General features: G+C 72.3%; 20 protein-coding genes and 1 pseudogene. 11 read left to right on the top strand and 10 right to left on the bottom strand.

The window, feature by feature from the left end; genetic code table 11:
* The first annotated feature begins 505 nt into the window (after positions 1–505).
* From J4557_RS13500 to J4557_RS13470, 7 genes are all read left to right on the top strand, one after another.
* Positions 506–1,759, top strand: a complete 1,254-nt coding sequence (locus J4557_RS13500) for an extracellular solute-binding protein (RefSeq protein ID WP_208266866.1) — start codon at positions 506–508, stop codon at positions 1,757–1,759.
* Positions 1,760–2,701: a carbohydrate ABC transporter permease gene (locus tag J4557_RS13495; protein ID WP_307799744.1), complete on the top strand. Its 942-nt coding sequence runs from the start codon at positions 1,760–1,762 to the stop codon at positions 2,699–2,701. It begins immediately after the preceding gene.
* Positions 2,698–3,525: a carbohydrate ABC transporter permease gene (locus tag J4557_RS13490; protein WP_208266865.1), complete on the top strand. Its 828-nt coding sequence runs from the start codon at positions 2,698–2,700 to the stop codon at positions 3,523–3,525. The genes J4557_RS13495 and J4557_RS13490 overlap by 4 nt, the downstream gene beginning before the upstream one ends.
* Positions 3,522–4,967: an ROK family protein gene (locus J4557_RS50890; RefSeq protein ID WP_208266864.1), complete on the top strand. Its 1,446-nt coding sequence runs from the start codon at positions 3,522–3,524 to the stop codon at positions 4,965–4,967. Before J4557_RS13490 ends, J4557_RS50890 begins: the two co-directional genes overlap by 4 nt.
* A 1,034-nt stretch (positions 4,968–6,001) precedes the next feature.
* On the top strand, positions 6,002–7,279 hold the full coding sequence (locus tag J4557_RS13480) for an HNH endonuclease signature motif containing protein (RefSeq protein ID WP_208266863.1): 1,278 nt from the start codon (positions 6,002–6,004) through the stop codon (positions 7,277–7,279).
* An 81-nt stretch (positions 7,280–7,360) separates the two neighbouring features.
* A complete protein-coding gene (locus J4557_RS13475) occupies positions 7,361–8,080 on the top strand; it encodes a PhzF family phenazine biosynthesis protein (protein ID WP_208266862.1) in 720 nt (239 codons plus the stop codon).
* Positions 8,081–8,436: 356 nt separating this feature from the next.
* Positions 8,437–9,093, top strand: a complete 657-nt coding sequence (locus J4557_RS13470) for a maleylpyruvate isomerase N-terminal domain-containing protein (protein WP_208266861.1) — start codon at positions 8,437–8,439, stop codon at positions 9,091–9,093.
* 24 nt (positions 9,094–9,117) lie between these two features.
* Here J4557_RS13470 and J4557_RS13465 read toward each other — a convergent pair whose 3' ends face one another.
* The 3 genes from J4557_RS13465 to J4557_RS13455 form a co-directional block, all read right to left on the bottom strand.
* Positions 9,118–9,774 carry an NADPH-dependent F420 reductase gene (locus tag J4557_RS13465; RefSeq protein ID WP_208266860.1) on the bottom strand — a complete coding sequence of 219 codons (657 nt, stop codon included), beginning with the start codon at positions 9,772–9,774 and terminating at the stop codon, positions 9,118–9,120.
* Positions 9,775–9,842: 68 nt separating this feature from the next.
* Complete coding sequence (locus J4557_RS13460; RefSeq protein WP_208266859.1) at positions 9,843–10,187, bottom strand: winged helix-turn-helix transcriptional regulator; 345 nt, start codon at positions 10,185–10,187, stop codon at positions 9,843–9,845.
* A 10-nt stretch (positions 10,188–10,197) separates the two neighbouring features.
* Positions 10,198–11,106 (bottom strand): LysR family transcriptional regulator, encoded by a 909-nt coding sequence (locus J4557_RS13455; protein ID WP_208266858.1) that lies wholly within the window; start codon positions 11,104–11,106, stop codon positions 10,198–10,200.
* A gap of 71 nt (positions 11,107–11,177) precedes the next feature.
* Here J4557_RS13455 and J4557_RS13450 point away from each other — a divergent pair, with 71 nt between their 5' ends.
* Positions 11,178–12,194, top strand: coding sequence for a YeiH family protein (locus tag J4557_RS13450; RefSeq protein ID WP_208266857.1), 1,017 nt, complete (start codon positions 11,178–11,180; stop codon positions 12,192–12,194).
* 10 nt (positions 12,195–12,204) lie between these two features.
* On the opposite strand, the gene J4557_RS13445 is transcribed toward J4557_RS13450, so the two are convergent.
* A complete protein-coding gene (locus J4557_RS13445) occupies positions 12,205–12,552 on the bottom strand; it encodes a hypothetical protein (RefSeq protein WP_208266856.1) in 348 nt (115 codons plus the stop codon).
* A 38-nt stretch (positions 12,553–12,590) separates the two neighbouring features.
* On the opposite strand from J4557_RS13445, the gene J4557_RS13440 reads away from it, so the two are divergent.
* Positions 12,591–13,631, top strand: a complete 1,041-nt coding sequence (locus tag J4557_RS13440; protein ID WP_208266855.1) for a cytochrome P450 — start codon at positions 12,591–12,593, stop codon at positions 13,629–13,631.
* A gap of 64 nt (positions 13,632–13,695) precedes the next feature.
* On the opposite strand, the gene J4557_RS13435 is transcribed toward J4557_RS13440, so the two are convergent.
* Both J4557_RS13435 and J4557_RS13430 read right to left on the bottom strand, forming a co-directional pair.
* Positions 13,696–14,901, bottom strand: a complete 1,206-nt coding sequence (locus J4557_RS13435; protein ID WP_208266854.1) for a serine hydrolase domain-containing protein — start codon at positions 14,899–14,901, stop codon at positions 13,696–13,698.
* Between the two features lie 73 nt (positions 14,902–14,974).
* Positions 14,975–16,858 (bottom strand): ABC transporter ATP-binding protein, encoded by a 1,884-nt coding sequence (locus J4557_RS13430; RefSeq protein ID WP_208266853.1) that lies wholly within the window; start codon positions 16,856–16,858, stop codon positions 14,975–14,977.
* A 159-nt stretch (positions 16,859–17,017) separates the two neighbouring features.
* On the opposite strand from J4557_RS13430, the gene J4557_RS13425 reads away from it, so the two are divergent.
* On the top strand, positions 17,018–18,205 hold the full coding sequence (locus J4557_RS13425) for an aminotransferase class V-fold PLP-dependent enzyme (protein ID WP_307799743.1): 1,188 nt from the start codon (positions 17,018–17,020) through the stop codon (positions 18,203–18,205).
* A gap of 16 nt (positions 18,206–18,221) precedes the next feature.
* Here the strand turns inward: J4557_RS13425 and J4557_RS13420 are convergent, their stop codons facing one another.
* The 3 genes from J4557_RS13420 to J4557_RS13410 form a co-directional block, all read right to left on the bottom strand.
* Positions 18,222–18,641 carry a CBS domain-containing protein gene (locus J4557_RS13420; protein ID WP_208266852.1) on the bottom strand — a complete coding sequence of 140 codons (420 nt, stop codon included), beginning with the start codon at positions 18,639–18,641 and terminating at the stop codon, positions 18,222–18,224.
* A 119-nt stretch (positions 18,642–18,760) separates the two neighbouring features.
* On the bottom strand, positions 18,761–19,777 hold the full coding sequence (locus J4557_RS13415) for an LCP family protein (protein WP_208266851.1): 1,017 nt from the start codon (positions 19,775–19,777) through the stop codon (positions 18,761–18,763).
* Between the two features lie 2 nt (positions 19,778–19,779).
* On the bottom strand, positions 19,780–20,361 hold the full coding sequence (locus J4557_RS13410) for an RNA polymerase sigma factor (RefSeq protein ID WP_208266850.1): 582 nt from the start codon (positions 20,359–20,361) through the stop codon (positions 19,780–19,782).
* 257 nt (positions 20,362–20,618) lie between these two features.
* Here J4557_RS13410 and J4557_RS51645 point away from each other — a divergent pair, with 257 nt between their 5' ends.
* On the top strand, positions 20,619–23,048 hold the full coding sequence (locus tag J4557_RS51645; RefSeq protein ID WP_307799740.1) for a hypothetical protein: 2,430 nt from the start codon (positions 20,619–20,621) through the stop codon (positions 23,046–23,048).
* Here J4557_RS51645 and J4557_RS13400 read toward each other — a convergent pair.
* Positions 23,045–23,171: pseudogene (locus J4557_RS13400) on the bottom strand (IS481 family transposase); the annotation flags it as partial. The gene J4557_RS51645 and the pseudogene J4557_RS13400 overlap by 4 nt on opposite strands.

Here is a 23,171-nt window from a genome sequence, read left to right as displayed (position 1 = left end):
CATTCGGGGTCGTGCGGCGGGCTACCCCCTTAAAGAACGGCAAAACAGGACGCAGGCCAGCGTTCGGCGGTCGGGGCGAGCCGCCGACTCCGGACCGTCACAGCAGGTCACAGGGCCTCCGCGCAGAGTGAGGGCACCAAAAGCGGGCGATCGGCGCCCGAAACCCGCCGACCAGACCAGTCCAGCGTGCACACCGGACCACGCCCCCCTCCGGTAACGGTTAAGCCTCTTGCGTAATGCACCCCTTGAACTGGTACGGACCAGTGTTTATCTTCATGGCCACCACGCGCGTTTGTGCTCAGTGAGCATTCGCACCGCGCACAATTCTTCATGCGCGAAAGGGAGGAGGCCGGGCGGCCGACGCCGCCCGTGGGAGGACCACGCCAAAGGGTCATGCGACGGCACGCCGCACGACCGGTCCGGGGTGGCGTGAACATGCGGGCCGAAAAACGACGCACGGACGCGCGGGAGCGTCCGCAAGTGCGAGCCGAAGAAGGCGGGACAGATGAAACGGCACCTCATCGGCGCCATCGCCGCGGGCCTCACCGTGGCACTCGGCGTCAGCGGATGCGGCAAGGGAAGCTCGTCCGGCGGAGACGACTCCGACGGCAAGACGATCAAATTCGTCGCGGCGATCTACGACGACAACACCAAGCCGTTCTGGGACGCTCTGATCAAGGACTTCGAGGCCAAGAACTCCGGGTACAAGGTGAACCTGGAGATGGTCGACTGGACCCAGATGGACGCCAAGGTGAAGACCTACGTCCAGACCAAGCAGGTCCCCGACATCCTCAACTACAACTCGTTCTCCGACTTCGCCCGGGACGGCCTGCTCTACAAGGCGTCCGAGGTCGTGTCGCCGGCCACGCTCAGCGACTTCACCCCCACGTTCGTCGAGCAGGCCAAGTTCAACGGCGAGCAGTACACGCTGCCGTTCATCTCCAGCGCCCGGCTCATGTTCTACAACAAGGACCTCTTCAAGAAGGCCGGCATCACCGACCCGCCCAAGACCTGGGCCGACATCAAGGCCGACGCCGAGAAGGTCAAGAAGGCCGGCGCCATCGGCTACGGCCTGCCGCTCGGCCCCGAGGAGGCGCAGGCGGAGTTCTTCTCCTGGGCGATGAACGACAACGGCGGCTGGGTCGACTCGTCCGGCAAATGGGCCATCAACCAGCCCGCCAACATCGACACCCTCAACTTCCTCAAGGACCTCAACAAGTCCGGGCTGACCCAGCCGAACCCGGAGAGCACCGACCGCAAGACGGTGTTCAACCAGTTCGCCCAGGGCAAGGTCGGAATGGCGATCGGCGGCCCGTTCACCAAGGCCGGATTCATCACCCCGGCGAACCCGAACCTGAACTTCGGGGTCACCTCGCTGCCGGTGAAGAACGCGGGCTCGCAGCCCAACACGCTCGGCGTCATGGACGTCCTCGACGCCTTCAAGAAGAACGACGGCAAGAACAAGGAGGCCGTCAAGAAGTTCCTCGACTTCTTCTACCAGAAGGACAACGTCTCGCGGTTCCTCGCCAAGGAGGGCTTCCTGCCGACGACGAAGTCCGCCGGTGACGCGCTCAGCTCCGACCCGTACATGAAGCAGTTCGTGGACGCGCTGCCGACGAGCAAGTTCGCCCCCACCAGCAACCCCGCGTGGTCCGCGGTGGCGGGCGCCGTCAAGCAGAGCCTCGGCACCTCGGTCGCCGACAAGGACCCGAAGAAGGTGCTCGACGAGATCCAGCAGACCGCCGAAAAGGCGAGCTGAGTGCAGGACGTCGCCGTGAAGCGGGACGCCGGGCTCCGTCCGGCGTCCCGCGCCTCCCTGCCCAGGCGCGTCGGGCGCGCGCTGGTCCCGCTGCTGTGGCTTGGCCCGTCCATCGTGCTCATCGCCGTCGTCGTGCTGTGGCCCGTCATCGAGATGGTCCGCACGTCGCTGCTGAAGATCAGCTCGTCCGGCGTCACGCTCGGCAACCGCGGCTCGGCCAACTACACCGACCTGTTCGACGAGGACGCCCTCATCCCCGTCGTGCTGCGCACGCTGCTGTGGGTCGCGGGCATCGTCGTCGTCACGATGGTGCTGTCGCTGGCGATCGGCCAGCTGCTCAACGCCCGCTTCCCCGGCCGCCGCGTCGTCCGCTGGGCCGTCATCGTCCCGTGGGCGGCGTCGGTGCTGATGACCGCGCTGATCTGGAAGTGGATGCTGGACAACTACTCCGGCATCGTCAACCGCGTCCTGCTCGACCTGCACGTCATCGACAAGCCGGTGAACTGGCTCGGCCACCCCCACCAGGCCATGGTGTGGATGATGTGGGTCGCGGTGTTCGTGTCGCTGCCCTTCACCTCGTTCGTCATCCTCGCCGGGCTCCAGTCCATCCCGTCCGACGTGTACGAGGCGGCGCGGGTCGACGGCGCCGGCGCGTTCCGCACCTACTTCGGGATCACGCTGCCGCTGCTGCGGCCCGCCGTCCTGATCGCCTCCATCATCAACGTGATCAACGTCTTCAACTCGTTCCCGATCATCTGGGCGATGACCGCGGGCGGTCCCGGGCACGCCACCGACACCACCACCACCTTCATGTACAAGCTCGCGTTCTACGACCAGCACGTCGGCGAGTCCGCCGCGATGGCCGTCGTCAACTTCGTCCTGATCCTGGTGATGGTGCTGGTGTACCTGCGGGCCACGCGCTGGCGGGAGGAGGTCCGATGAAACGCTCTCCCGTCCGCAAGGTCGTCCTCACCGGGGTCGGCTGGCTCGTCGCGCTGATCTTCGTGGCGCCGTACCTGCAGATGTTCCTGACGTCATTGAAGACCGAGCACGAGCTGACGAAGTCGCCCGGCACCTACCTGCCCGGGGACTGGCAGTGGTCGAACTTCGTGGACGTCTGGAAGGCCGCGCCGATCTGGACCAACATGCGGGTGTCGCTCATCGTCGCCGCCGTCGCCACCGTGGTGACGCTGGCGTGCGCGATGCCCGCCGCGTACTACACCGCCCGCAACCGGTTCCGCGGGCGCGGCGCGTTCCTGCTGCTCGTCCTCGTCACCCAGATGTTCGCGCCGACCGCCCTGGTCATCGGCATCTTCCGGGAGATGGTCGCGCTCAACCTGACCGACACGCTGATGGCGCTGATCCTCGTCAACGCCGCGTTCAACCTGCCCTTCTGCGTGTGGATCCTGCACGGCTACTTCTCCAGCATCCCCAAGGAACTGGAGGAGGCCGCGTTCCTGGACGGCGCCGGACGCATCGGCGCGCTGTTCCGGGTGACGCTCCCGATCTCCGCCCCGGGAGTCATCACCGCCGTCGTCTACACGTTCATCTCCGCCTGGAACGAGTACATCGTCGCGTTGACCGTCACCGCGTCGCCCAACCGGCAGCCGCTGACCGTCGCGATCCCGTCGTTCGTCACCCAGTACCAGGCGCACTGGCAGTACCTGTTCGCCACCTCGCTGATCGCTATCGTTCCCGTCGTGATCCTCTTCGTCTTCATCGAGCGGTACCTGATCGGCGGCCTCACCGCGGGCTCGGTCAAGTGACCCTCATCGCGATCGACGTCGGCGGCACGTCGATGAAAGCCGCCCTCGTCCCCGCCCCGTCCGGCACCGCCCCGTCCGGCACCGCCGGATCCGGGGTCGGGGCGGGCGGGGAGGTGCTGCTCTCCGAGTCGTGGCCGACCGACCGCACCGACCCCGTCGGCGGCATCCTCGACTTCGCCGCCCACATGGCCGCCCGCGCCGAGGCGCTCGGCCGCCCCGCCCGCGCCGCCGGGATCGCCGTCCCCGGCATCGTCGACGAGACGTCCGGCATCGCCGTCCGCGCCGCCAACCTGGGATGGCGGGACGTGCCGCTGCGGCATCTGGCGGAGGAGCGGCTCGGCGTCCCCGTCGCCGTCGGCCATGACGTCCGCACCGGCGGCCTCGCCGAAGCCGTCCTCGGCGCCGGACGCGACGCGGGCGACTTCGTCTTCATGGCCATCGGCACCGGCATCGCCGCCGCGCTGATCCTGAACGGCACCACCTACCCGGGCGTCTCCGGATGGAGCGGCGAGGTCGGGCACATCGTCGTGCGGCCCGGCGGCGAGGACTGCGCCTGCGGCAACAAGGGCTGCCTCGAGACCTACGCCTCCGCCGCGTCCATCGCACGCCGCTACACCACCGGCCACGCCGCCGTCCCCGCCGCACACAGCACGTCGAACGGCGCAGGGGGCACCGCCGTGGACGCCGCGACGAGCACCGCCGCCGGCAGCACGATGGTCAACGCACCCGGCACCCCAGCCAGCGCGGCATTCAACGCGACGGGCAGCGCGCCAGGCAGTGCGGCAGGCAGTGCGGCAGGCAGTGCGGCAGGCAGTGCGGCAGGCAGTGCGGCAGGCAGTGCGGCAGGCAGTGCGGCAGGCAGTGCGGCAGGCAGTGCGGCAGGCAGTGCGGCAGGCAACGCGCCAGACAGCGCGGCGAGCAACGCGCCAGACAGCACTGTCGGCGACGCCAGTAGCACGGTGGGCAGCACGACAGGCAGCGCAGTCAGCGAAGCCGGTAGCACGATGGGTAGCGCGGCAGGCAGCGCGGTGGGCGTCGCCAGCAGCACGACAGGCAGCGGCGGTGCAGGCGGCAGCGAGGTCCACGGCGCGAGGCTTGGCGAGGCAGACGGCACGGCACCCGGCGACGAAGGCGGCCCAGGCACCATCCGCGCGGAGGACGTGATCGCGCGGGCCGGCACCGACGACCTCGCCGCCCGAATCTGGTCCGAGGCCCTCGACTGCCTGGCCGACAGCCTCGCCGCCACCACACTGCTCCTAGACCCAGGGCTGTTCGTCCTGGGCGGCGGCCTAGCCCAAGCGGGGCCGCTGCTACTCGAGCCGCTTCAGTCGCGGCTCGCCGAGCGCCTCCTCTTCCGTACCGCTCCCCCGCTGGCCGTCACGCGACTCGGGGACCGCGCCGCCGTCCACGGCGCCGCCCTCCTCGCCGCCCGACTCCTCTGACCCCGCCCGGACATGGCTGACCTACCTCCCAGGTGGGTAGCCTTCCGAGGCGTCGCACCTTCAGCCCGGCCAACTCCGGGGTGGTCGATCCCCCCGAACGGTCGGCCTCCTCGGAGTTGGTCATCGCGAGCTGACAGCCGACCTCACCGCCCACACCCCTAGCCCGGCGCGACGATCACCAACATCCCGAGTGCGGCATCTGACATCCGTCCGGCACTTCCTCGTTGATGTCTTCGTGGGTCGCCGCAGTCGCGGAACGGACTCAGCAGTCGCCGACTCCTGGAGCAGCGGGCGTTTCCGCCGAACTCAACTTTCCAGCGAAGCCCACCTCCGGCGCACCCGACCACTCGGCCGAGACCTCCCGATGCGGGCAACCTCCTGGCGCTACAGGCTTCTCGGCGAAGCTGCAGCAGCGCCGTCACGGCTCGGCCAATCGACCTCTCCGGCGAGGCCCACGACATGGCAACCAGTGCGGCCGGATCGCCGGTGCGGGCGGCCGGCTAGCCGTGGCGGATGCGCCGCAGGGCGTCAAGGAACTGCCAGCGAGGGGGAAGCGGATGACGCGCGGTGTCGACTTATTCAGATGGCTCATTAACTCGGCCGAGACTTGATACTGGCCGGGATCCCAGGGTCTTCAAGTGCGGTCATCGATGTTACTGCGGCCATCCGTCAGCGGGCTTGACACTTGCAGATCACGCGGCGTTCTAGCGACCACCGAGAATGGGTGTTCGGGTGGTGGGGTGGCGCTGGCGTACGGGGCCGCCCCTCCAAAGTCAAGGGCGCCTTCGGCGTCGCTTCGCGATGGACTTCGTCCACCCTTGACTTCGGAGCCTCTGCGGCCCCTGAGGCAGCGTTAGGGGCAGGCTCCGCCTGCCCCGCCCCGGGTCGCGCCACCCCACCACCCCCTTCCGTAAGGGGCCAAGTCCCTCCAGGAAGGCGCCCCAAAGGGCCCGCTGTTTTTCCCGCCGAAAAATACCGAACAGAATGTGCCGTGAACAGCCATAAATGTTGGTCACACAGGGTACCATTTACGTATGCAATCAGTGACGGTCGAGTTTGAGGCCGCGTCCACTATGGAACTGGTGAACGCGCTCTCAACCATCGCCACTGAACTCGCCTCGCGAGAAGCCCCGGAATCGGCGGCCGCGTGCCTGGAACTCACCGAAACCCTCGTGGCAGCCTCCGATATGCAAGAAAGCGCGCTCGCCGCTTTCATCGGCCGAGTCGACGCCACCAAAGAGCAGGCCCGGTGGGGATATCCCTCCACCCAAGCATGGCTGCGGTCCCGGCTGGGCATGCGCGACAACCGGGTGAAGGAGCGCCTCACTCTCGCCCGGCAGCGGCATCGCCTGCCCGAGGTCTGCGCCCAGCTCTCCTCCGGACACCTGTCCCACGGCTACGCCATCACGGTCGCTGACTCGGTCTCGCGCCTGGACGACACCGACTGTGCCAAGGCGGAGGCGACCCTGCTCGGCTTCGTCGACCAGGGCTTCTCGGCGGGGAAGGTCGCTGCGTTCGGGCGCCGCATCCGTGACCTCATCGCCGACCGCGACGACACCGAAGACGCCCCCGACCAGGACACCAAACGCGGCTACGACAAGTCGTGGCTCACGACCACGCGTTCGCTGGACGGCGGCCGGTATGTGAAGGGGTGGCTGAACCCCGAAGACGCTGCGATCTGGGACGGCACTCTGGCTCCGCTGGCCAAGCCGGCCGGGCCTGATGACCGCCGCGACCTCCCCGAACGCACCGCAGCGGCACTGTCCAGCGTGCTGTCGGGTGGCCATAAGGCATCCAAGGTCACCGTGATCTGCGACCTGGACACCCTCACCGGAGGCAACACCCCGGCCCGCCTCACCGACGGCACTCCGATCCCCGCCGCCCAGGCCCGCCGCATCGCACTGGCCGCCGGAGTCTCACCCCTGCTCCTCGGGCGCGGGAACACCCCGCTCTACCTGGGATATCGGGAACGGTTCGCCTCCGCAGCGCAGCGGCAGGTGCTTGAGACGCTCTACTCCTCTTGTGCGGTACGCGGATGCGAAGTGCCCGGGACACTGTGCGAAGTGGACCACGTGCACGGGTGGGCGCTCGGGCGATCGCCGACCGACATCGATCAGCTCGCGCTCACCTGCGGGTGGCACAACCGGTTCAAGCACACCAACCCCGACCAGATCCAGATCACCGAAGATCACGACGGGCGTTACGTCTACCGGCTACTCCCACCAGCCGACGCCAGAGGACCCACGACCGGGACCGGACCACCGGGCAACATCGGCCCACCCGACAACCCCGCCCTCGACTGGGCCGCATAACGATCACGTCCGATGCCACACAGGCAGCGTCGCTGTCGCCCTCTGGTGGGGTTTGGGTGCCGGGCGGGTAGCGTCGGCGGCATGATCAAGTGTTGGCTCGTGCGGGCGTTCGTTAACGCCGCAGGTGAGCATGGCAATCCTGCGTTGGTCGTGGTGGAGCCGGAGGCAAGCTCGGTCACTGCCGGGGAGCGCCAGGAGTTGGCGACGCGGCTGGGTGTCCCTGCCACCGTGTTCGTCGTGGATGCGGCGGCGGGGCGGGTCAGCATTCACAGCAACTACGGGCAGTCGATCCGGTTCGGCGGGCACCCTCTTCTGGCCACTGTGGAGGCTCTGCACAGGATCGGGCGGGCGCCGGAGGAGCTGATCCCTGAGGCCGGGCCGGTGCCGTGCCGCAGGGACGCCGACGGGACGGTGTGGCTCACGGCGCCGGCGCGGTGGTCGAAGCCGTGGCGGCACTACCAGATGAGCAGCGCCGCCGAGATCGACGCGCTCACCGGCCTGCCCGACGGCGAGGACTTCACGCAGGTGTGGGCCTGGGAGGACCAGAAGGCCGGGCGGGTGCGGGCGCGGCTGTGGGCGCCTCGTATCGGGAAGGGCGAGGACGAGGCGTGCGGCAGCGCCTCCATGCTGCTGACCCAGAAACTCGATCGTGGCCTGGAAGTTCTGCACGGCCGCCACCGTGCCGTCATCCGCACGCGGCCCGTGGATGATGTCCGCGTGGAATTGGGCGGGCGTTGTGCGGTCGAATCGCCTGGGAGTGATGTCCGCGCCGCACTCGACGAGCTTTACGCAATGGCATAGAGCCTGCTCGGTCACGGAAGGGGGTGGTGGGGTGGCGCGACCCGGGGCGGGGCAGGCGGAGCCTGCCCCTAACGCTGCCTCAGGGGCCGCAGAGGCTCCAAAGTCAAGGGTGGACGAAGTCCATCGCGAAGCGACGCCGAAGGCGCCCTTGACTTTGGAGGGGCGGCCCCGTACGCCAGCGCCACCCCACCACCCGAACACCCATCCCCCGTATCACTAGAACTTCCCCGTACCACTAGAACTTTCCCGTATCGCTAGAACGCCCCGCTAAGACCTCATGCGGCCCTGAATAGGGCCCTCGGATGCCCTTCGGGTAGAGCGTCCCAAGACGCTTCCGATGAGTTAGCGTGCGGCGGGTGGATCTCTTCGAACGGTCGTGGACGGCGCTGCTCGCGGCGGTCGCGGGACTTTCCGACGAGGACTTCGAGCGGCCGTCGGGCTGCGCCGGGTGGCTTGTGCGGGACCTCGCGTGCCATCTGGTCATCGACGCCCAGGACGTCCTGATCACCCTGGTCACGCCCGCCGTGACGGAGCCGACCGCGGACGCGGTGTCCTACTGGGACGTCGGCGACGAGCCTCCGACCGGTGACGACCCGCTCGACGCGCTGATCCCGCGGCTCGCCGCCGCGTACGGCGAGCCGCGGTGGCTGAAGTTCCATCTCGACGACGTCGGGTCGGCGGCGGGGCGCGCCGCGGGGCTCGCCGACCGCGCGGCGCGGGTGAGCACGCAGGAGAAGGTGCTGACGGTCGGGGACTTCCTGTCCGCGTACGTCCTCGAATGGACCCTGCATCACCTCGACCTGGTCGCGCATCTGCCGCCCGTTGCGGGGCCTTCGGCGGAGGCGCTCGCGGCGGCCAGGGCGTTGCTCGAGGGGATCGCCGGGGCGGCGTTCCCCGGTTCGTTCTCCGACACGGACGCGCTCCTGGTCGGTACGGGGCGGCGGGCGGCGACCGGGGCGGAGCGGGCCGCGCTGGGCGGTCTGGCCGCGCGGGTTCCGCTCATCCTCGGCTGAGCCGCGCCGGACGGCGCCGTCCGCTCAGCGCGAGGTGAACGCCTCGGTGGTGCGGCCGGGGCTGACGAAGGCGAAGACGGAGTGCGGGTCGTAGCCGGAGAACAGCAGCCGGATGATCACGATGGCCATCGCCTCCAGGTTGCGGGCCTGGCGGAGGTCGCCCGCGTCCAGGGGCTCGGCGCCGAGGTCGGTGATCAGGGTGCGGGCGGCGGCCTTGCCCTCTTCGGCGCCCGCGTACGGGACGGCGAGGGGGCGTCCGTCGAAGGCGGGCGGGTCCATCGCCCACACGGACGCCTGCGCCTGGTTGAACGCCTTGACGACGTGGGCGCCGGGCGCGAGGCGGGCGATCTCCTCGGCCATGGACGTGCCGTCCTGGTAGGTGACCTGCGAGAAGTCGGTGACGTCGACGGCATTGCCGCAGTCGATCACCGGCTTGCCGGCGAGGGCGCCGCCGGCGGCGGCGATGGTCTCCTCGAGTCCCTCGCGGCGGACGGCGACGAGGACGGCGTCGCCGAACTCGGCGGCCTCGCGGAGGGTGCCCGCGCGGGCGCCGATGCGTGCGGCGAGGGCGGCGGCCTTCTCGGGGGTGCGGCCGCCGATCAGCACGTCGTGTCCGGCGCGGACCCAGCCCGCGGCGAGGGACTCGGTCATCATTCCCGCGCCGAGCACACCGATCTTCATGATGCCTCCCAAGGTCCTTTCGGGGTCTGCGAAGGAATGTAGGAGGCCGTGGGGAACCTGGTGGTTCCCTAAGCCGGGCGGGCGGCGAGCAGCGCGTCGGTGTTCTCCTCCGCCCAGCGGGACAGGGCGCAGACGGGGACGAGCAGGCTGCGTCCGAGGTCGGTGAGGCGGTACTCGGTGCCGGGCGGGGCGGTGCGCAGCTCGCGGCGCTCGACGAGGCCGTTGTCGGTGAGGCGGCGCAGCGTCTGGGTGAGCATCTTGTTGCTGATCCCGCCGATCTTCCCGCGGAGCTCGCCGTACCGGGCGGGGCCGCGGCCGAGGGCGATGATCACGACCACGGACCACGTGTCGGAGATCAGCGCGAGGGTGGTGCGGGCGGGACAGTCGGCGAGGAACACGTCGTAGGCGACCACGCCCCGCAGGCTACGCCTTCGCGGCGGGGCGGCGGGCGCGGGCGAGGAGCGCGGCGGCGGGGCCGGTGGGGTCGGCGCCGGTCCGCCAGACGGCGCGCAGGGACCGTTCCACCGTCATCCCGGCGATCTCGACCGCGGTGAGGGTGCCGGCGGCGAGATCGGCGGCGACCACGAGCTCGCTGATCAGCGCGGGACCGGCGCCGGCGACGACCGCGTTGCGCACGGCGGTGCTCGACCCGAACTCCAGCAGCGGCGGGACGGGCCGCAGGCCGTGCGCGGCGAACGCCTGCGCGGCGGCCTCCCGGGTGCCGGAGCCCGCCTCCCGGGTGATCAGCGGGGTGCCGGCGACCTCCGCCGGGTCGACGGGGCGGCGGCGCCGCGTCCAGCGGTGGCCGGGCGGCGCGACGAGGACGAGCCGGTCCCCCGCGACGGCGCGGGAGCGGAGCCCGGACGGGCGGCCGGGCGACTCGATGAAGCCGAGGTCGATCTCACCGTGCCGGGCGAGTTCGCAGACCCGCGAGGAGTTGGTGACCTGGAGGCCGACGTGCAGGCCGGGGTCGGCGCGGCGGAGGTCGCCGATCCACGCGGGCAGCAGGTACTCGGCGACGGTGAGGCTGGCCGCGACGGTCAGCTGCGCGGTGCGGGCGCGGTGCAGGGCGGCGGCGCCGTCGGTGAGGGCGGTGAGGTCGTCGAGGACGCGGCGGGCCCATCCGGTGACGAGGGCGCCGTCGGCGGTGAGGGCGGAGCCGCGTCGGGTGCGGTCGAGGAGGCGCAGCCCGAGCCGGCGCTCCAGCCGGGACAGCCGCTTGCTGGCCGAGGGCTGGCTGATGCCGAGCTCGGCGGCCGCGGCGGTGAGGCTGCCCTGGTCGGCGACGTGCACGAGCAGCTGGAGCGATTCCACGTCCGGGGGTTGTGCCATGCCCCCAGGTTATGACGTGAGGTCGGATCGGCCGCTTCCGGCGCGGTCCCGGGTCCCCGAGGGTCGGACCCATGAGCACAGTGGAGGCGGTGCGGGCGGAGCGGGTCCGGTCGTGGACGAGGCGGACGGGCCCTGGGGTCGCGGTGGCGGCGGCGGGCGCGGCCGCGGCGATGGTGATCAACGGGTGGGTGCCGGCGCTGAGCGCGCTGACGGTGGCGGTGCTGCTCGGCGTGCTGGTCGGAGGCGCGCTGCCCGAGGCCACCGCGTACGGACTGCAGTGGGCGACGCGCAAGTTCCTGCGGATCGGTGTGGTGCTGCTCGGCCTCCAGCTCAGCGTGGCCGAGGTGCTGCGGCTCGGGCCGGGCATGCTGGCGGTGGTGCTGGTCACGGTCCTGGCGGGGTTCGCGGGGACGCTGGCGCTCGGCCGGCTGGTCGGGGTGCCGAAGGGGCTGGCGCTGATGGTGGCGACGGGGTTCTCGATCTGCGGGGCGTCGGCGATCGTGGCGATGGACAGCGTCGCGCGCAGCCGGAAGGAGGACGTCGCGACGGGCGTGACGCTCGTGACGATCTACGGCAGCGCGGCGATCGCGGTCGTCCCGTTCCTCGGGACGCACGTGTTCGGGCTGAGCCGGGAGTCGCTCGGCATGTGGGCGGGGCTGAGCGTCCACGAGGTCGCGCAGGTCGTGGCGGCCGCGTCCCCGGCCGGTGCGGCCGCGGTCGGGACGGCGGTGATCGTGAAGCTGACCCGGGTCGTGCTGCTCGCGCCGATGGTCGCGGGGATGGGCGTGGTCGAGCGGCGCGCCGGCGTCCACGCGGACGGGAGGCGCCCGCCGATCGTGCCGCTGTTCGTCGTCGGGTTCCTGGTGATGCTGGCGCTGCGCAGCACCGGCATGGTCCCGGGCCCGGTGCTGGCGGGCGCCAAGGACGTCTCGACCGTGCTGCTGGCCGCCGCGATGTTCGGCCTGGGGTCGGCGGTGCGCGTCAAGGAGCTGGTGCGGACGGGCCGGCGCGGGCTCGTCCTCGGCGCCCTGTCGACCCTGCTCGTCGGCACGGTCGCGCTGACCGCGCTCACCCTGATCCCCCGCTGACCGCGGGCCGTCACCGCATGACCGTGGTGAGCACGGTCAGCGCCGACTCCTTGCGCAAGCGTCGGCGAGGCGGGCCCGGAACGAGGACCGCGCGCCGGCCCGACGGAAGCGAGATCTCACGGCTTCGGACCTTCTTCACGTTTCCCGGCACTGTGATCATCGTCGGTGAAACGCCCCATGGAACGGTCCCACAACCGGAGGATGCCTCGGTGACCCAGACCATCAGGACCATCCCGTTGCGCACGATCGCTCCCGTCTTCCTGCGCGACCCGCTGGCCGCGGTCGAGCGCATCGGCGCCGAGTCGGGAGGGGAGGTGGTGCGGATCAACCTGGGCGGCGTCCGCCCCTTGCTGGTCACTCGGCCCGACGATCCTGATCCGCAACAAGGGCAACTACGTGCGCGAGGGATGGCTGTGGCGCCCGCTCAGCCGGCTCATCGGAGATCCGTCCGGTGCCGACGAGCTGTGGTGGACCAAGCGCGAGGTGTTCGCGCGGCTGGTGTCGGGCCCCAGCATCCGCGACTTCGCCGACGAGATGGCCGCGACCATCTCGACCGCCGTGGCGGAGATGGCGGCACGCGGCCGCGACGGCAGAGCACTGGACGCCGGCGAGGAGATGGCCCGTATCGTCTACCGCGCGATCACCCGGGTCCTGATCGGTAACAAGATCACCGATGAGCAGGCCGACCGGCTCGGCGCCGCGCTCCGAACCACCTCGGCCTCGATGCGGCCGCGGCTGATGTTCCCTTTCGTCCCCAACGCGGTGCCCTTCGCCGGCGACCGCCGCTTCCGGCGTTCCGTGGCCGGTATCGACGAGATGGTGTTCCCCATCGTCGATCGGGCCCGGCGCCGGGGCCCGGACGGGCGCGACATCGTCTCGCGGCTGCTGGAGGCCCGGACCTCCGACGGGCGCGGATTCACCCGCCAGGAGCTACGGGACGGCATGGTGTCCCTCTTCGTCGCCGGCACCGAGACGACCACCATCGCGATGACCTTCCTATGGACGGTGCTGCGCCTCTATCCCCCGGGCTGGATGCTCCCGCGCAAGGTGGTCGACGACGACGTGATCGGCGGGGCGCCGGTCAAGGCCGGCGGTCTGATCGTGATGAGCCCCTACCTGACCAACCGGCTGCCCGAACTCTGGGACCGGCCTGAGGAGTTCGCCCCGTCCCGCCACGACCCGGGCGCGCAGCAGCCGGCCTTCTCCTACCTGACCTTCGGCGGAGGACCGCACGCGTGTGTCGGCAAGCCGTTCTTCCTGGCAGAGGTCCAGCTCATCATCGCTGCCGTGCTCAGTACGCTGCACGTCACCGTGCTGGGGGCGCCATCGGCTCGACCGCAGCTCGGCCTGACACTGCGGCCCCGTGAGCGCACGATGCTCAGGCTCATCCCTAGGACGGCGACAGGTGGTGATGGCCGCGTCTCCGGTGATGGCTGACGTGTGAGCGGGTCCGGCTCGTTCGTCGCAAGCCGGGCAAGGGCTACGACCTGTCGTTGTCGTCCTAGTCGTCGATGGCGGCGTAGGCGGTGGTCCAGAAGTCCTGGAAGTGGCGCGGCGGCTCCGGGGAGGTCATGGCGCGCTGGGTGAAGACGATGCCGATCATGTCCTCGCCGGGGTCGGCGTAGGCGGACGTGCCGAGGCCGCCCGTCCAGCCGAACCGGCCGGGGCGGACGAACAGGTCCTCGCGGCGGCCGTCGACGGCGAGGCCGAAGCCCCAGCCGCCCGAGCCGAGGAACACCCCGCTGCCCGCCTTCTGCTCCGGCGTCAGCCGGTCGGTCGTCATCAGCTCGACGGACGGGCGGGACAGCAGCCGCCCGCCCGGACACCGGCCGCCGTCCAGGAGCATCCGCAGGAACGCGCAGTGGTCGTCGACGGTGGACAGGAGGCCGGGGCCGCCGCTGCCGGCGGGGAAGACCGGCGGGCGGTCGTAGGCGCCGTCGCGCGGGTCGGCGCGGCGGACGAGCGCGCCGGTGGCGGGGTCGGAGGTGTAGGACGCGGCGAGCCGCCCCGTCCGCCCGGCGGGCACGGTGAAGCCGGTGTCGCGCATCCCGAGCGGCTCGAAGATCCGTTCGCGGAGGAACTCCTCGAACGGGCGCCCGGTCGCGCGGGCGATCAGCACGCCGGCCACGTCGGCGCCGGTGTTGTAGAGCCAGCCGGCGCCCGGCTGGTGCGCCAGCGGCAGCGCGCCGAGCCGCTTCAGCCACTCGTCGGGGCCGCAGGGCGGGCCGTCCGGGCCGTTGTCGACGCCGGTGTCGAGCATCGCCCGCATGATCGGGGGCGGGCCTTCCGGGGTGAACGTGACGCCGTAGCCGAGCGTGAAGGTGAGCGCGTCGCGCAGGGTGATCGGCCGCTCGGCGGGGACGGTGTCGTCGAGCGGGCCGTCGAGGCGGCGCAGGACGCGCCGGTCGGCGAGCTCGGGGAGCAGGTCGTGCAGCGGGTCGTCCAGGCGGAGCCGGCACTCCTCGACGAGGATCATCGCGGCGGCCGCGGTGACCGCCTTGGTCAGCGAGGCGATCCGGAAGAGGGTGTCGCGCCGCATGGGGGCGTCGCCGCCGGCTTCGAGGGCGCCCGCCTCGATCACGTGCGTGCGCCCGCGCCGCTGGACGAGCGCGACGAACCCGGGCAACTCACCGCGGTCGACGAAGCCGGTCATCACCCGGCGCATCCGGTCCAGCCCCGCGGGCGACAGCCCGCCGTCGTCGCTCATCGTCGCTCCTCATGGTCGGCTCTTGCGGGTATGACCGTCCCGCGGCCCGTAACTCATCGGTCCCGGGCCGGGTTCAGGCGACGGGTTCGAGGGGCGGACGGGTGTCGAACTGCGTCTCGTACAGGTCGGCGTAGCGGCCGCCGGCGGCGAGGAGCTCGTCGTGCGTGCCCCGCTCGACGATCCGGCCCTCCTCGACGACCAGGATCTGGTCGGCGGCGCGGACGGTGGACAGCCGGTGCGCGATCACCACGGCGGTGCGGCCGTCGAGCGCCTCGGCCAGCGCCTCCTGGACGGCGGCCTCGGACGTGGAGTCCAGGTGGGCGGTCGCCTCGTCGAGGATGACGACGCGCTGCCGCGCCAGCAGCAGGCGGGCGATCGTGAGCCGCTGCCGCTCGCCGCCCGACAGCCGGTAGCCGCGCTCGCCGACGATCGTGTCGAGGCCGTCCGGCAGCCCCTCGATCAGGGCGTCGAGGCGGGCGCGGCGCAGCACGTCCCACAGCTCGTCCTCGGACGCCTCGGGGCGGGCCAGCAGCAGGTTGTCGCGGATCGACTCGTGGAACAGGTGGCCGTCCTGCGTGACCATCCCGAGCGTCGCGCGGATCGAGGCGAACGACAGGTCGCGGACGTCCACGCCGCCGAGCCGGACGGTGCCGGAGTCGGCGTCGTACAGGCGCGGCAGCAGCTGCGCGATCGTGGACTTGCCGGCGCCGGACGAGCCGACGAGCGCGACCATCTGCCCGGGCTCCGCGCGGAACGACACGTCGTGCAGGACGTCGACGCCGCCGCGCGTGTCGAGCGCCGCGACCGCTTCGAGGGAGGCGAGGGACACCTTGTCGGCGGCGGGGTAGCCGAACGTGACGCCGTCGAACTCGACCGCGACGGGGCCGTCCGGGACGGTGCGCGGCTCGGGCCTCTCGGCGACCAGCGGGCGCAGGTCGAGCACCTCGAAGACGCGCTCGAAGCTGACCAGCGCGCTCATCACCTCGACGCGGGAGCCGGCGAGCGCGGTCAGCGGCGCGTACAGCCGGGTGAGCAGCAGCGCGAGGGAGACGACGGCGCCGGCGTCGAGGTGGCCGCGCAGCGACATCCAGCCGCCGAGGCCGTAGACCAGCGCGAGGGCGAGGGCGGACACCATGGTCAGCGCGGTGATGAACACGTGCTGCACCATCGCGGTGCGGACGCCGATGTCGCGGACGCGGCGGGCGCGCGCGGCGAACTCGGCGGACTCGCGGTCCGGCCGGCCGAACAGCTTGACCAGGGTGGCGCCGGGCGCGGAGAACCGCTCGGTCATCTGGGTGCTCATCGCGGCGTCGTGCAGGGCCGCCTCGCGCCTCAGCCCGGCGAGGCGGGTGCCCATCCGGCGGGCGGGCAGCACGAAGACCGGCAGGAGCAGCAGCGCCAGCAGCGTCACCTGCCAGGAGATGCCGACCATGACGGCGAACGTCAGCAGCAGCGTCACGAGGTTGCTGACCACGCCGGACAGCGTGTCGCTGAACGCGCGCTGCGCGCCGATCACGTCGTTGTTGAGCCGGCTGACCAGCGCGCCGGTGCGGGTCCGGGTGAAGAACGCGATCGGCATCCGCTGGACGTGGTCGAAGACGGCGGTGCGCAGGTCGAGGATGAGCCCCTCGCCGATGCGGGCCGACAGCCACCGGTTGGCGAGGCCGAGCCCGCCCTCCGCGACGGCCAGCACGGCGATCAGCACGGCCAGCCCGACCACGGTGGACGCGGCCGACCGGTCGACGATCGCGTTCACCACCCGTCCGGCGAGCACGGGGGTGGCGACGGCGAGCATCGCCAGCAGGACGCTGAACAGCAGGAACGCGGCCAGCGGGCGGCGGTGGGGGCGGGCGAAGGCGGCGATCCGGCGCAGCGTCGCCTTCGAGACCGGCCGGCGGTCGTCCTGGGCGTTCATGGCGTGGTGCAGCGACGTCCACGCGGTGACTTCCATGTCCATTCGGGCGGTCCTCAGTCGTCGGCGGCTCGGGAGCCCCATCCTCGAACCTCAACGATCGTTGAGGTCAAGTCGTCGGCGAGCGCCATCGTCGCGCGCGGGTACGACAATCCGGTGTCGATCACCGATAATCCGAGTGATCGGCAACGGAGGGGGCGCAACGTGGGGACCGACACCGGCATCGCCGACGGCATCGACGTCGGGAAGGCGCGGGCGGACACGCCGGGGTGCGCGCGGGTGGCGCACCTGAACAACGCGGGCGCGGCGCTGCCGCCGGCGCCCGTGATCGAGGCGGTCGCGGAGCACTTCGCGCTGGAGACGACGATCGGCGGCTACGAGGCGGCGGAACTGAGGGCGGACGCCGTCGAGCACTTCTACGGCGCGGTCGCCGGGCTGATCGGCGCGCGCGCGGACGAGATCGCCTACGTGGAGAACGCCACGCGCGCCTGGGACCTGGCCTTCTACGCGATCCCGTTCGCGGAGGGCGACCGCATCCTCACCACCACCAGCGAGTACTCCAGCAACGCGATCGCCTACCAGCAGGTCGCGGCGGCCAAGGGCGCCCGCGTCGAGGTGATCCCCGACGACGCGAACGGCACCCTGGCCCTGGACGCGCTGGAGGCGGAGCTGGCCAAGGGGGGCGTCCGGCTCGTCTCGCTCAACCACATCCCGACCTACAACGGGCTGGTCAACCCGGCCACGGAGGTCGGCCGGCTGTGCCGCGAGCACGGCGTCCTCTACCTGCTGGACGCGTGCCAGTCCGTCGGGCACCTCGCCGTGGACGTCGCCGAGATCGGCTGCGACATGCTGTCCGGGACGGGCCGCAAGTACCTGCGCGGGCCGCGCGGCACCGGCTTCCTGTACGTCCGGCGGGAGATCGCCCGGACGCTGGAGCCGCCGTTCCTCGACCTGACCGCCGCCGAGTGGAGGGCGCCCGACGGCTACGAGATCCGGGACGACGCGCGCCGCTTCGAGACGTGGGAGCGGTACGTCGCCGGGCAGATCGGGCTCGCCGTCGCCGCCGACTACGCCTCCGCGCTCGGCGCCGCCGCCATCGAGGAGCGCGTCACGGGCCTCGCCGCGGCACTGCGGCGGATGCTGGCCGACCGGCCAGGGATCACCGTCCTCGACCGGGGCGAGCGGCCGTCCGGGATCGTCACCTTCACCGTGGACGGCCATGACGCCGCCGCGGTCAAGGTGGCGGCGCGGGGCCGGGACGTCAACGTCAGCGTCGCCCAGCCGAGGACGCACGGGTACGACCCGCACGGCCTCGACGCGGCCGTGCGGGCGTCCGTGCACTACTACAACAACGAAGAGGACCTGGACCGCCTGGTCGCGGCCCTCCCCTAGCCCGCCGGGCGGGTCGTCAGAAGGTGGAGCGGGCGGCGCTGATGTCGGCGAGCGCCGAGGCGGAGTCCTTCTCGATCGCCAGGTCGCCGATGGAGACGATGCCGACGGGACGCCCGTCCTCCAGGACGGGCAGCCGCCGCACGGCCCGCTCCCGCATGATCTGCGCGGCCTTGTCGAGCGAGTCGTCCGGCCCGATGGTCGCGGTGACGCTGCTGGCGAGCCCGCCGATGGCGGCCTTGGCCGGGTCGCCGCCGGCGGCGAGCCCGCGGATCACCAGGTCCCGGTCGGTGACCACGCCCAGCAGGTCGTCGCCCTCGGCGACCAGCACGGCGCCGATCTCCTCGTCGCGCATCGCCCGCGCCACCGTGACGATGTCGAGGTCCGGGGACACCGACGTCGGGGAGCCGGTCATGATGTCGCGGATCTTCCTGGCCATTGCACACACCCCTCGAGGCTCGTGGGAGTACTGCTGGGAGCATTGGGACGATTCCGGCTCTACCCGACAAATTGGCTGCCACTCATCGCGGTGCGGACCGCCGGCTCCGGGAGCCGGCGCTACCCCCTGAACGGCGCGAACACCGTCCGGGCCGCCGCCGGGACCCACGCCAGCCGGTTCGGATCGTCCGGCGCGGGACGCACCGGAACCGTCGCGTAGCGGACCCGCCCGGGAGACAGGTCCTTCAGGCTCCCCGCGAGCGACTCCATCGCCTTCAGATCGAGGCCCGGCGACGTCCTCACCGACCCGGCCGCCGCCGCGAGGAACCGCGCGAACCGCACCGGGTTCCTCAGCTGCTCGCCGTGCGCCGCGTCCAGCAGCGCCGCCATGAACCTCTGCTGCCGCCGGACCCGCGCCAGGTCCGACCCATCGTCCAGGCCCCGGCGGGCCCGCACGTAGTCCAGCGCCCGCCGCCCGTCCAGGCGCTGCCGCCCCGGCGGCACCAGCACCCGCCCCGACGGGTCGGTGACCGCGTCCGGCACGGTGTACTCGACCCCGCCGAGCGCGTCCACCATCGTCTCGAACCCGGAGAACTCGATCACGATCGTGCCGTCGATCCGGACGGACGCCGCGTCCTCGACGGCCTTCCCCACGCACGAGGCGCCGCCGTAGGAGAAGACCGCGCCGATCATCGTGCGACGCGCGGGGAACTTCCGTCCCCCGGGCCCCTCGCACGCCGGAACGTCCATCAGCGAGTCCCGGGGGATGCTCACCACCGTCCCGGCCTTGCGGTCGGCGGGCAGGTGCACCATCACCACCGTGTCCGCCCGCGCCGGCCCCCCCGCGCGGCGGTCGGACCCCAGCACGAGGACGTTCAGCGCCTTCCCCGTGATCGCGGACGAGTCCGGCGCGACCGGCCGCGCACCGCGCCCGTGCAGCACGCACGCCGGCACCAGGATCGCCGCCGCCGTCACCGCCGCCACCAGGCCGAGCAGCGTCCAGCGCCCCCCGGGCAGCCGGGACCGGCGGCGGTCCCGCGCCGCGTCCAGCAGCCGCCCCCGCTGCCGCGCCAGCGCCGGCGGCGGCTCGCCCCCCAGTTCGCGCCCGAGGTCGCGGAGCAGTTCCAGGTCGTCCACGGTCACTCCTCCTCGTCCATCGGGTTGGTGTCGCCGAGCGCCGCGCGCACCTTGCGCCGCGCCCGGTTCAGGCGGGACCGGACCGTGCCGACCGGTATGCCGAGGGCCCGCGCCACCTCCTCGTACGCCAGGTCGCCCCACGCCACGAGCAGCAGCACGTCCAGGTCCCGGCGCGGCAGCCCGGCCAGCGCCTCGGCGAGCGCGGGACGCGACGCCCACGCCGTCACCCCGGCCGCGACCCGCTCCGCCGGGCCCTCGACCGGCCCGTCCACCGGGCTGCGGCGCAGCGCCCGGTACCGGGCCGCCTCCGAACGGTGGTGCCGCGCGACGAGCTTCGTCGCGATCCCGAACAGCCACGGCCGCGCGTCCCGCTGCGCGAGGTCGTAGCGGTGCCGCTTGCCGAACGCGGCCAGGAACGTCTCCCCGACGACGTCCTCGGCCGCCTCCGGGCCGAGCCGGCGCGACACGTACCGGTAGAGCATGGCGGAGTAGCGGTCGAACAGCGCTGCGAACGCCTCGGGATCGTCGAACGACCGCCCGATCAGATCGGCGTCGCACGCCGGGACCTCGGGCGGCGCGGTCATCTCGGACACCATGGCATGCGGACCGGCCTTCTCGTCGGGGACAGTGTCAGCGGTGTATCTCCGCAACCCCGCCACCGGGTTCACGGGCGTCATCGGAGCCCCGGGACAGCGGCCCGCCGCACCTTCGAAGATCACTGATGCATAACAGCCCGAACCTCGTCGCTAAAGTGGACATCTTTCAAGGTGCACGGGGGATCCACGGCGAAGGACCACCCCCCGCCCGCATGCATGATCATCGAGCTTGGAGGGGCAGGCCCGTGAACGACGTCCCGCAGGATCCGGAGCCCGCCGAGCGCCCGGAGGACGCCGAGCACGAGCCGGGCCGGACGGCCACCGCCGAGTTCCGCATCCCGGCGCCCGCCCCGGCGAAGAACGCCTCGCTGACCAGGCCCGACATCCGGCGCCCGGCAGGGCCCGCCGGGGGCGCACCGCCCGCGGCGGACGAGCCCGAACCGTCCGGCGAGGAGCCCGGCGAGGAGCCGGACGAGGCTTCCGCGGGCGAGGAGGCGGACACGACCGCCTCGCAGGAGGACGAAGCCCCCGACGAGACGCCCGAGCAGGACGCGCCGCGGGAGACGGACGCGGAGCCTGAGAGCGCGGAAGCGACGGCGGAGGTAGAGGCGGAGGCGGCAGAGGAGCGTCCCGAGAGGCCGCAGGAGTCGCAGGAACCCGCGGACGCGCAAGAAGAAGAGCCCGAGGCGGGCACCGCGCAGACCGACCTGGAGGAGCACGCCGAGCCGGCCGAAGCAGCGCCGGACGCGGGCCCCGGCCGTGACCAGGACCCGCCTCCCGCGCCGCCGGAGGACGCCGAGCCCGCGCAGGACGCCGAGGACGAGGACGAGCCGGCGCCGAGCGCCGAACCACCCGGGACCGCCGAGCCGGAGACGTCCTGGAACGACGAGCCCGAGACGTCCTGGAAGGACGAACCGGAAACGTCCTGGCAGGAAGAGCCGGACGGATCCTGGCAGGAAGAGCCGGACGGGTCCTGGGAGGACGAGCCGGACGAGCCGGAAGCGCCCGCGGCGTCCGAGGAGAGCGAGGCGCCGGACTCGGAGGAGCACGAGCGGCCGCGGGGCCCGGAGGCGCCGCCGTCACCGGCGGACTCGCCTGCCGCGGTGACGCGGGTCGAGCGGCTGCCGGCTCCCTGGCAGGTCCCCGCGCCGGAAGCGCCGGCGGCACCGCCTTCGGAGGAACGGCCGCGCGAACAGGGCTGGTGGGAGTCTCCGCGCCAGAGTTCCGGCCCGGTGGTGTGGGACGCGCCGCGGCAGGCGCCCGCGGGCGGGTTCCGGCCCGAGTCCGTCCGGTGGGACGCGGCGCCGGGCGCGGCACACCAGGGCGCGGCACCCCACGGCACGGCACCCCACACCGCTGCGCCGCAGGCCGGGGCGCCGCAGGGCGCGGCGGTGCCGGTGCGGCCCGTGCAGAGCGGGCCGTGGGAGGTCGCCGTACCGCAGGCACCCGCTCCGGCCCCGCCCGTGGCCGAGGCGGGGAAGCGCCCGAAGCGCCGGGGGTTGATGATCGTCCTCGTCGCGGCGCTGGTGCTGGTCGTGGGCGTGGTGGCCGGGCAGCTCATCCGGCCCGTTCCGGATCCGACGGTGAAGCTGAGCCTCGCGTCCGGCCACGTGTTCCCGGGTGCGGCGCCCGCGCTGCCGTGGCCGGCGGTGGGCCAGTCGACGGTGTACGTGGACGGGCTGGGGACGATGGGGTCGTCCGGCGGGTCCGCGCCGACGCCGACGGCGAGCGTCGCGAAGGTGATGACGGCGTTCGTCTACCTGCGCGACCATCCGCTGGCGACGGGCCAGTCCGGGCCGGTGCTGGCGGTGTCGCCGCAGGGGGTGGCGGAGATCCCGGCGCGCAAGAGGCGCGGGGAGTCGCTGCTCGGCATCACGGCGGGGCAGCGGCTGACCGAGCGCAAGGCCCTGGAGGCGCTGCTGATCATCTCGGCGAACGACCTGGCGCACGAGCTGGCGCGCTGGGACTCGGGCGGCGACCAGCCGTTCGTCGCGAAGATGAACGCGGCGGCGCGGGAGCTCGGGATGACCGGCACCCGCTACACCGACCCGAGCGGCTACGACTCGGGGACGGTCAGCACCGCCGAGGACCAGGTGAAGCTGCTGCGGGCGGCGATGAAGGTGCCGGCGTTCACCGAGATCGTGAACCGGCGGGCGTACGTGCCGGACGACGGGAGCCCGGCGCGGCCGGGCGGCAACGTCCTGGTCGGGCAGTACGGGGTGGTCGGCGGGAAGACCGGCTACACCGACGCGGCCGGCGGGAACTACGTGTTCGCCGCGCGCCGGAAGGTCGGCGGCGTGCCGACGCTGATCCTGGGCGCGGTGATGGCGCAGAAGTCGCCGAGCGCGCAGGGGGCCGTGGCGGCGGCCGGGCGGCTCATCCAGGCGGTGGAGGGCTCGATGACGGCGGCGACCCTGGCGCCGAAGGGCGCCAGGGTCGGGACGGTCGACGACGGGCTCGGCGGGTCGACGCCGCTGCGCGCCGCGTCCGCGGTGACGGTCGTCGGGTGGCCGGGGCTCCGGGTCTCGGTCGGGATCCAGGGCGACCCGCCGCACCAGGGCGCCGCCGGCGAGCGGGTCGGCCAGGTGACGGCGGGCGCCGCGCGGGTGCCGCTGGTGCTGGGGTCGGCGCTGGACGAGCCGTCGTACCTGAAGCGCCTGATCCGGGTGAACTAGCTGTTCTGTCTATGGAGGTTGGGGACGCGGCTGGCGGGTGGTTGGCCGTCGAGTGCGGTGTGGCCGCGGTGGTGATTGTAGGTGTGCAGCCATTGCGGGAGTGCTCGGCGGCGTTCGGCTTCG

Source organism: Actinomadura nitritigenes, assembly GCF_017573545.1.
In the GTDB taxonomy this organism is placed as follows: domain Bacteria; phylum Actinomycetota; class Actinomycetes; order Streptosporangiales; family Streptosporangiaceae; genus Spirillospora; species Spirillospora nitritigenes.
This window is presented reverse-complemented; position numbering and strand designations above follow the sequence as displayed.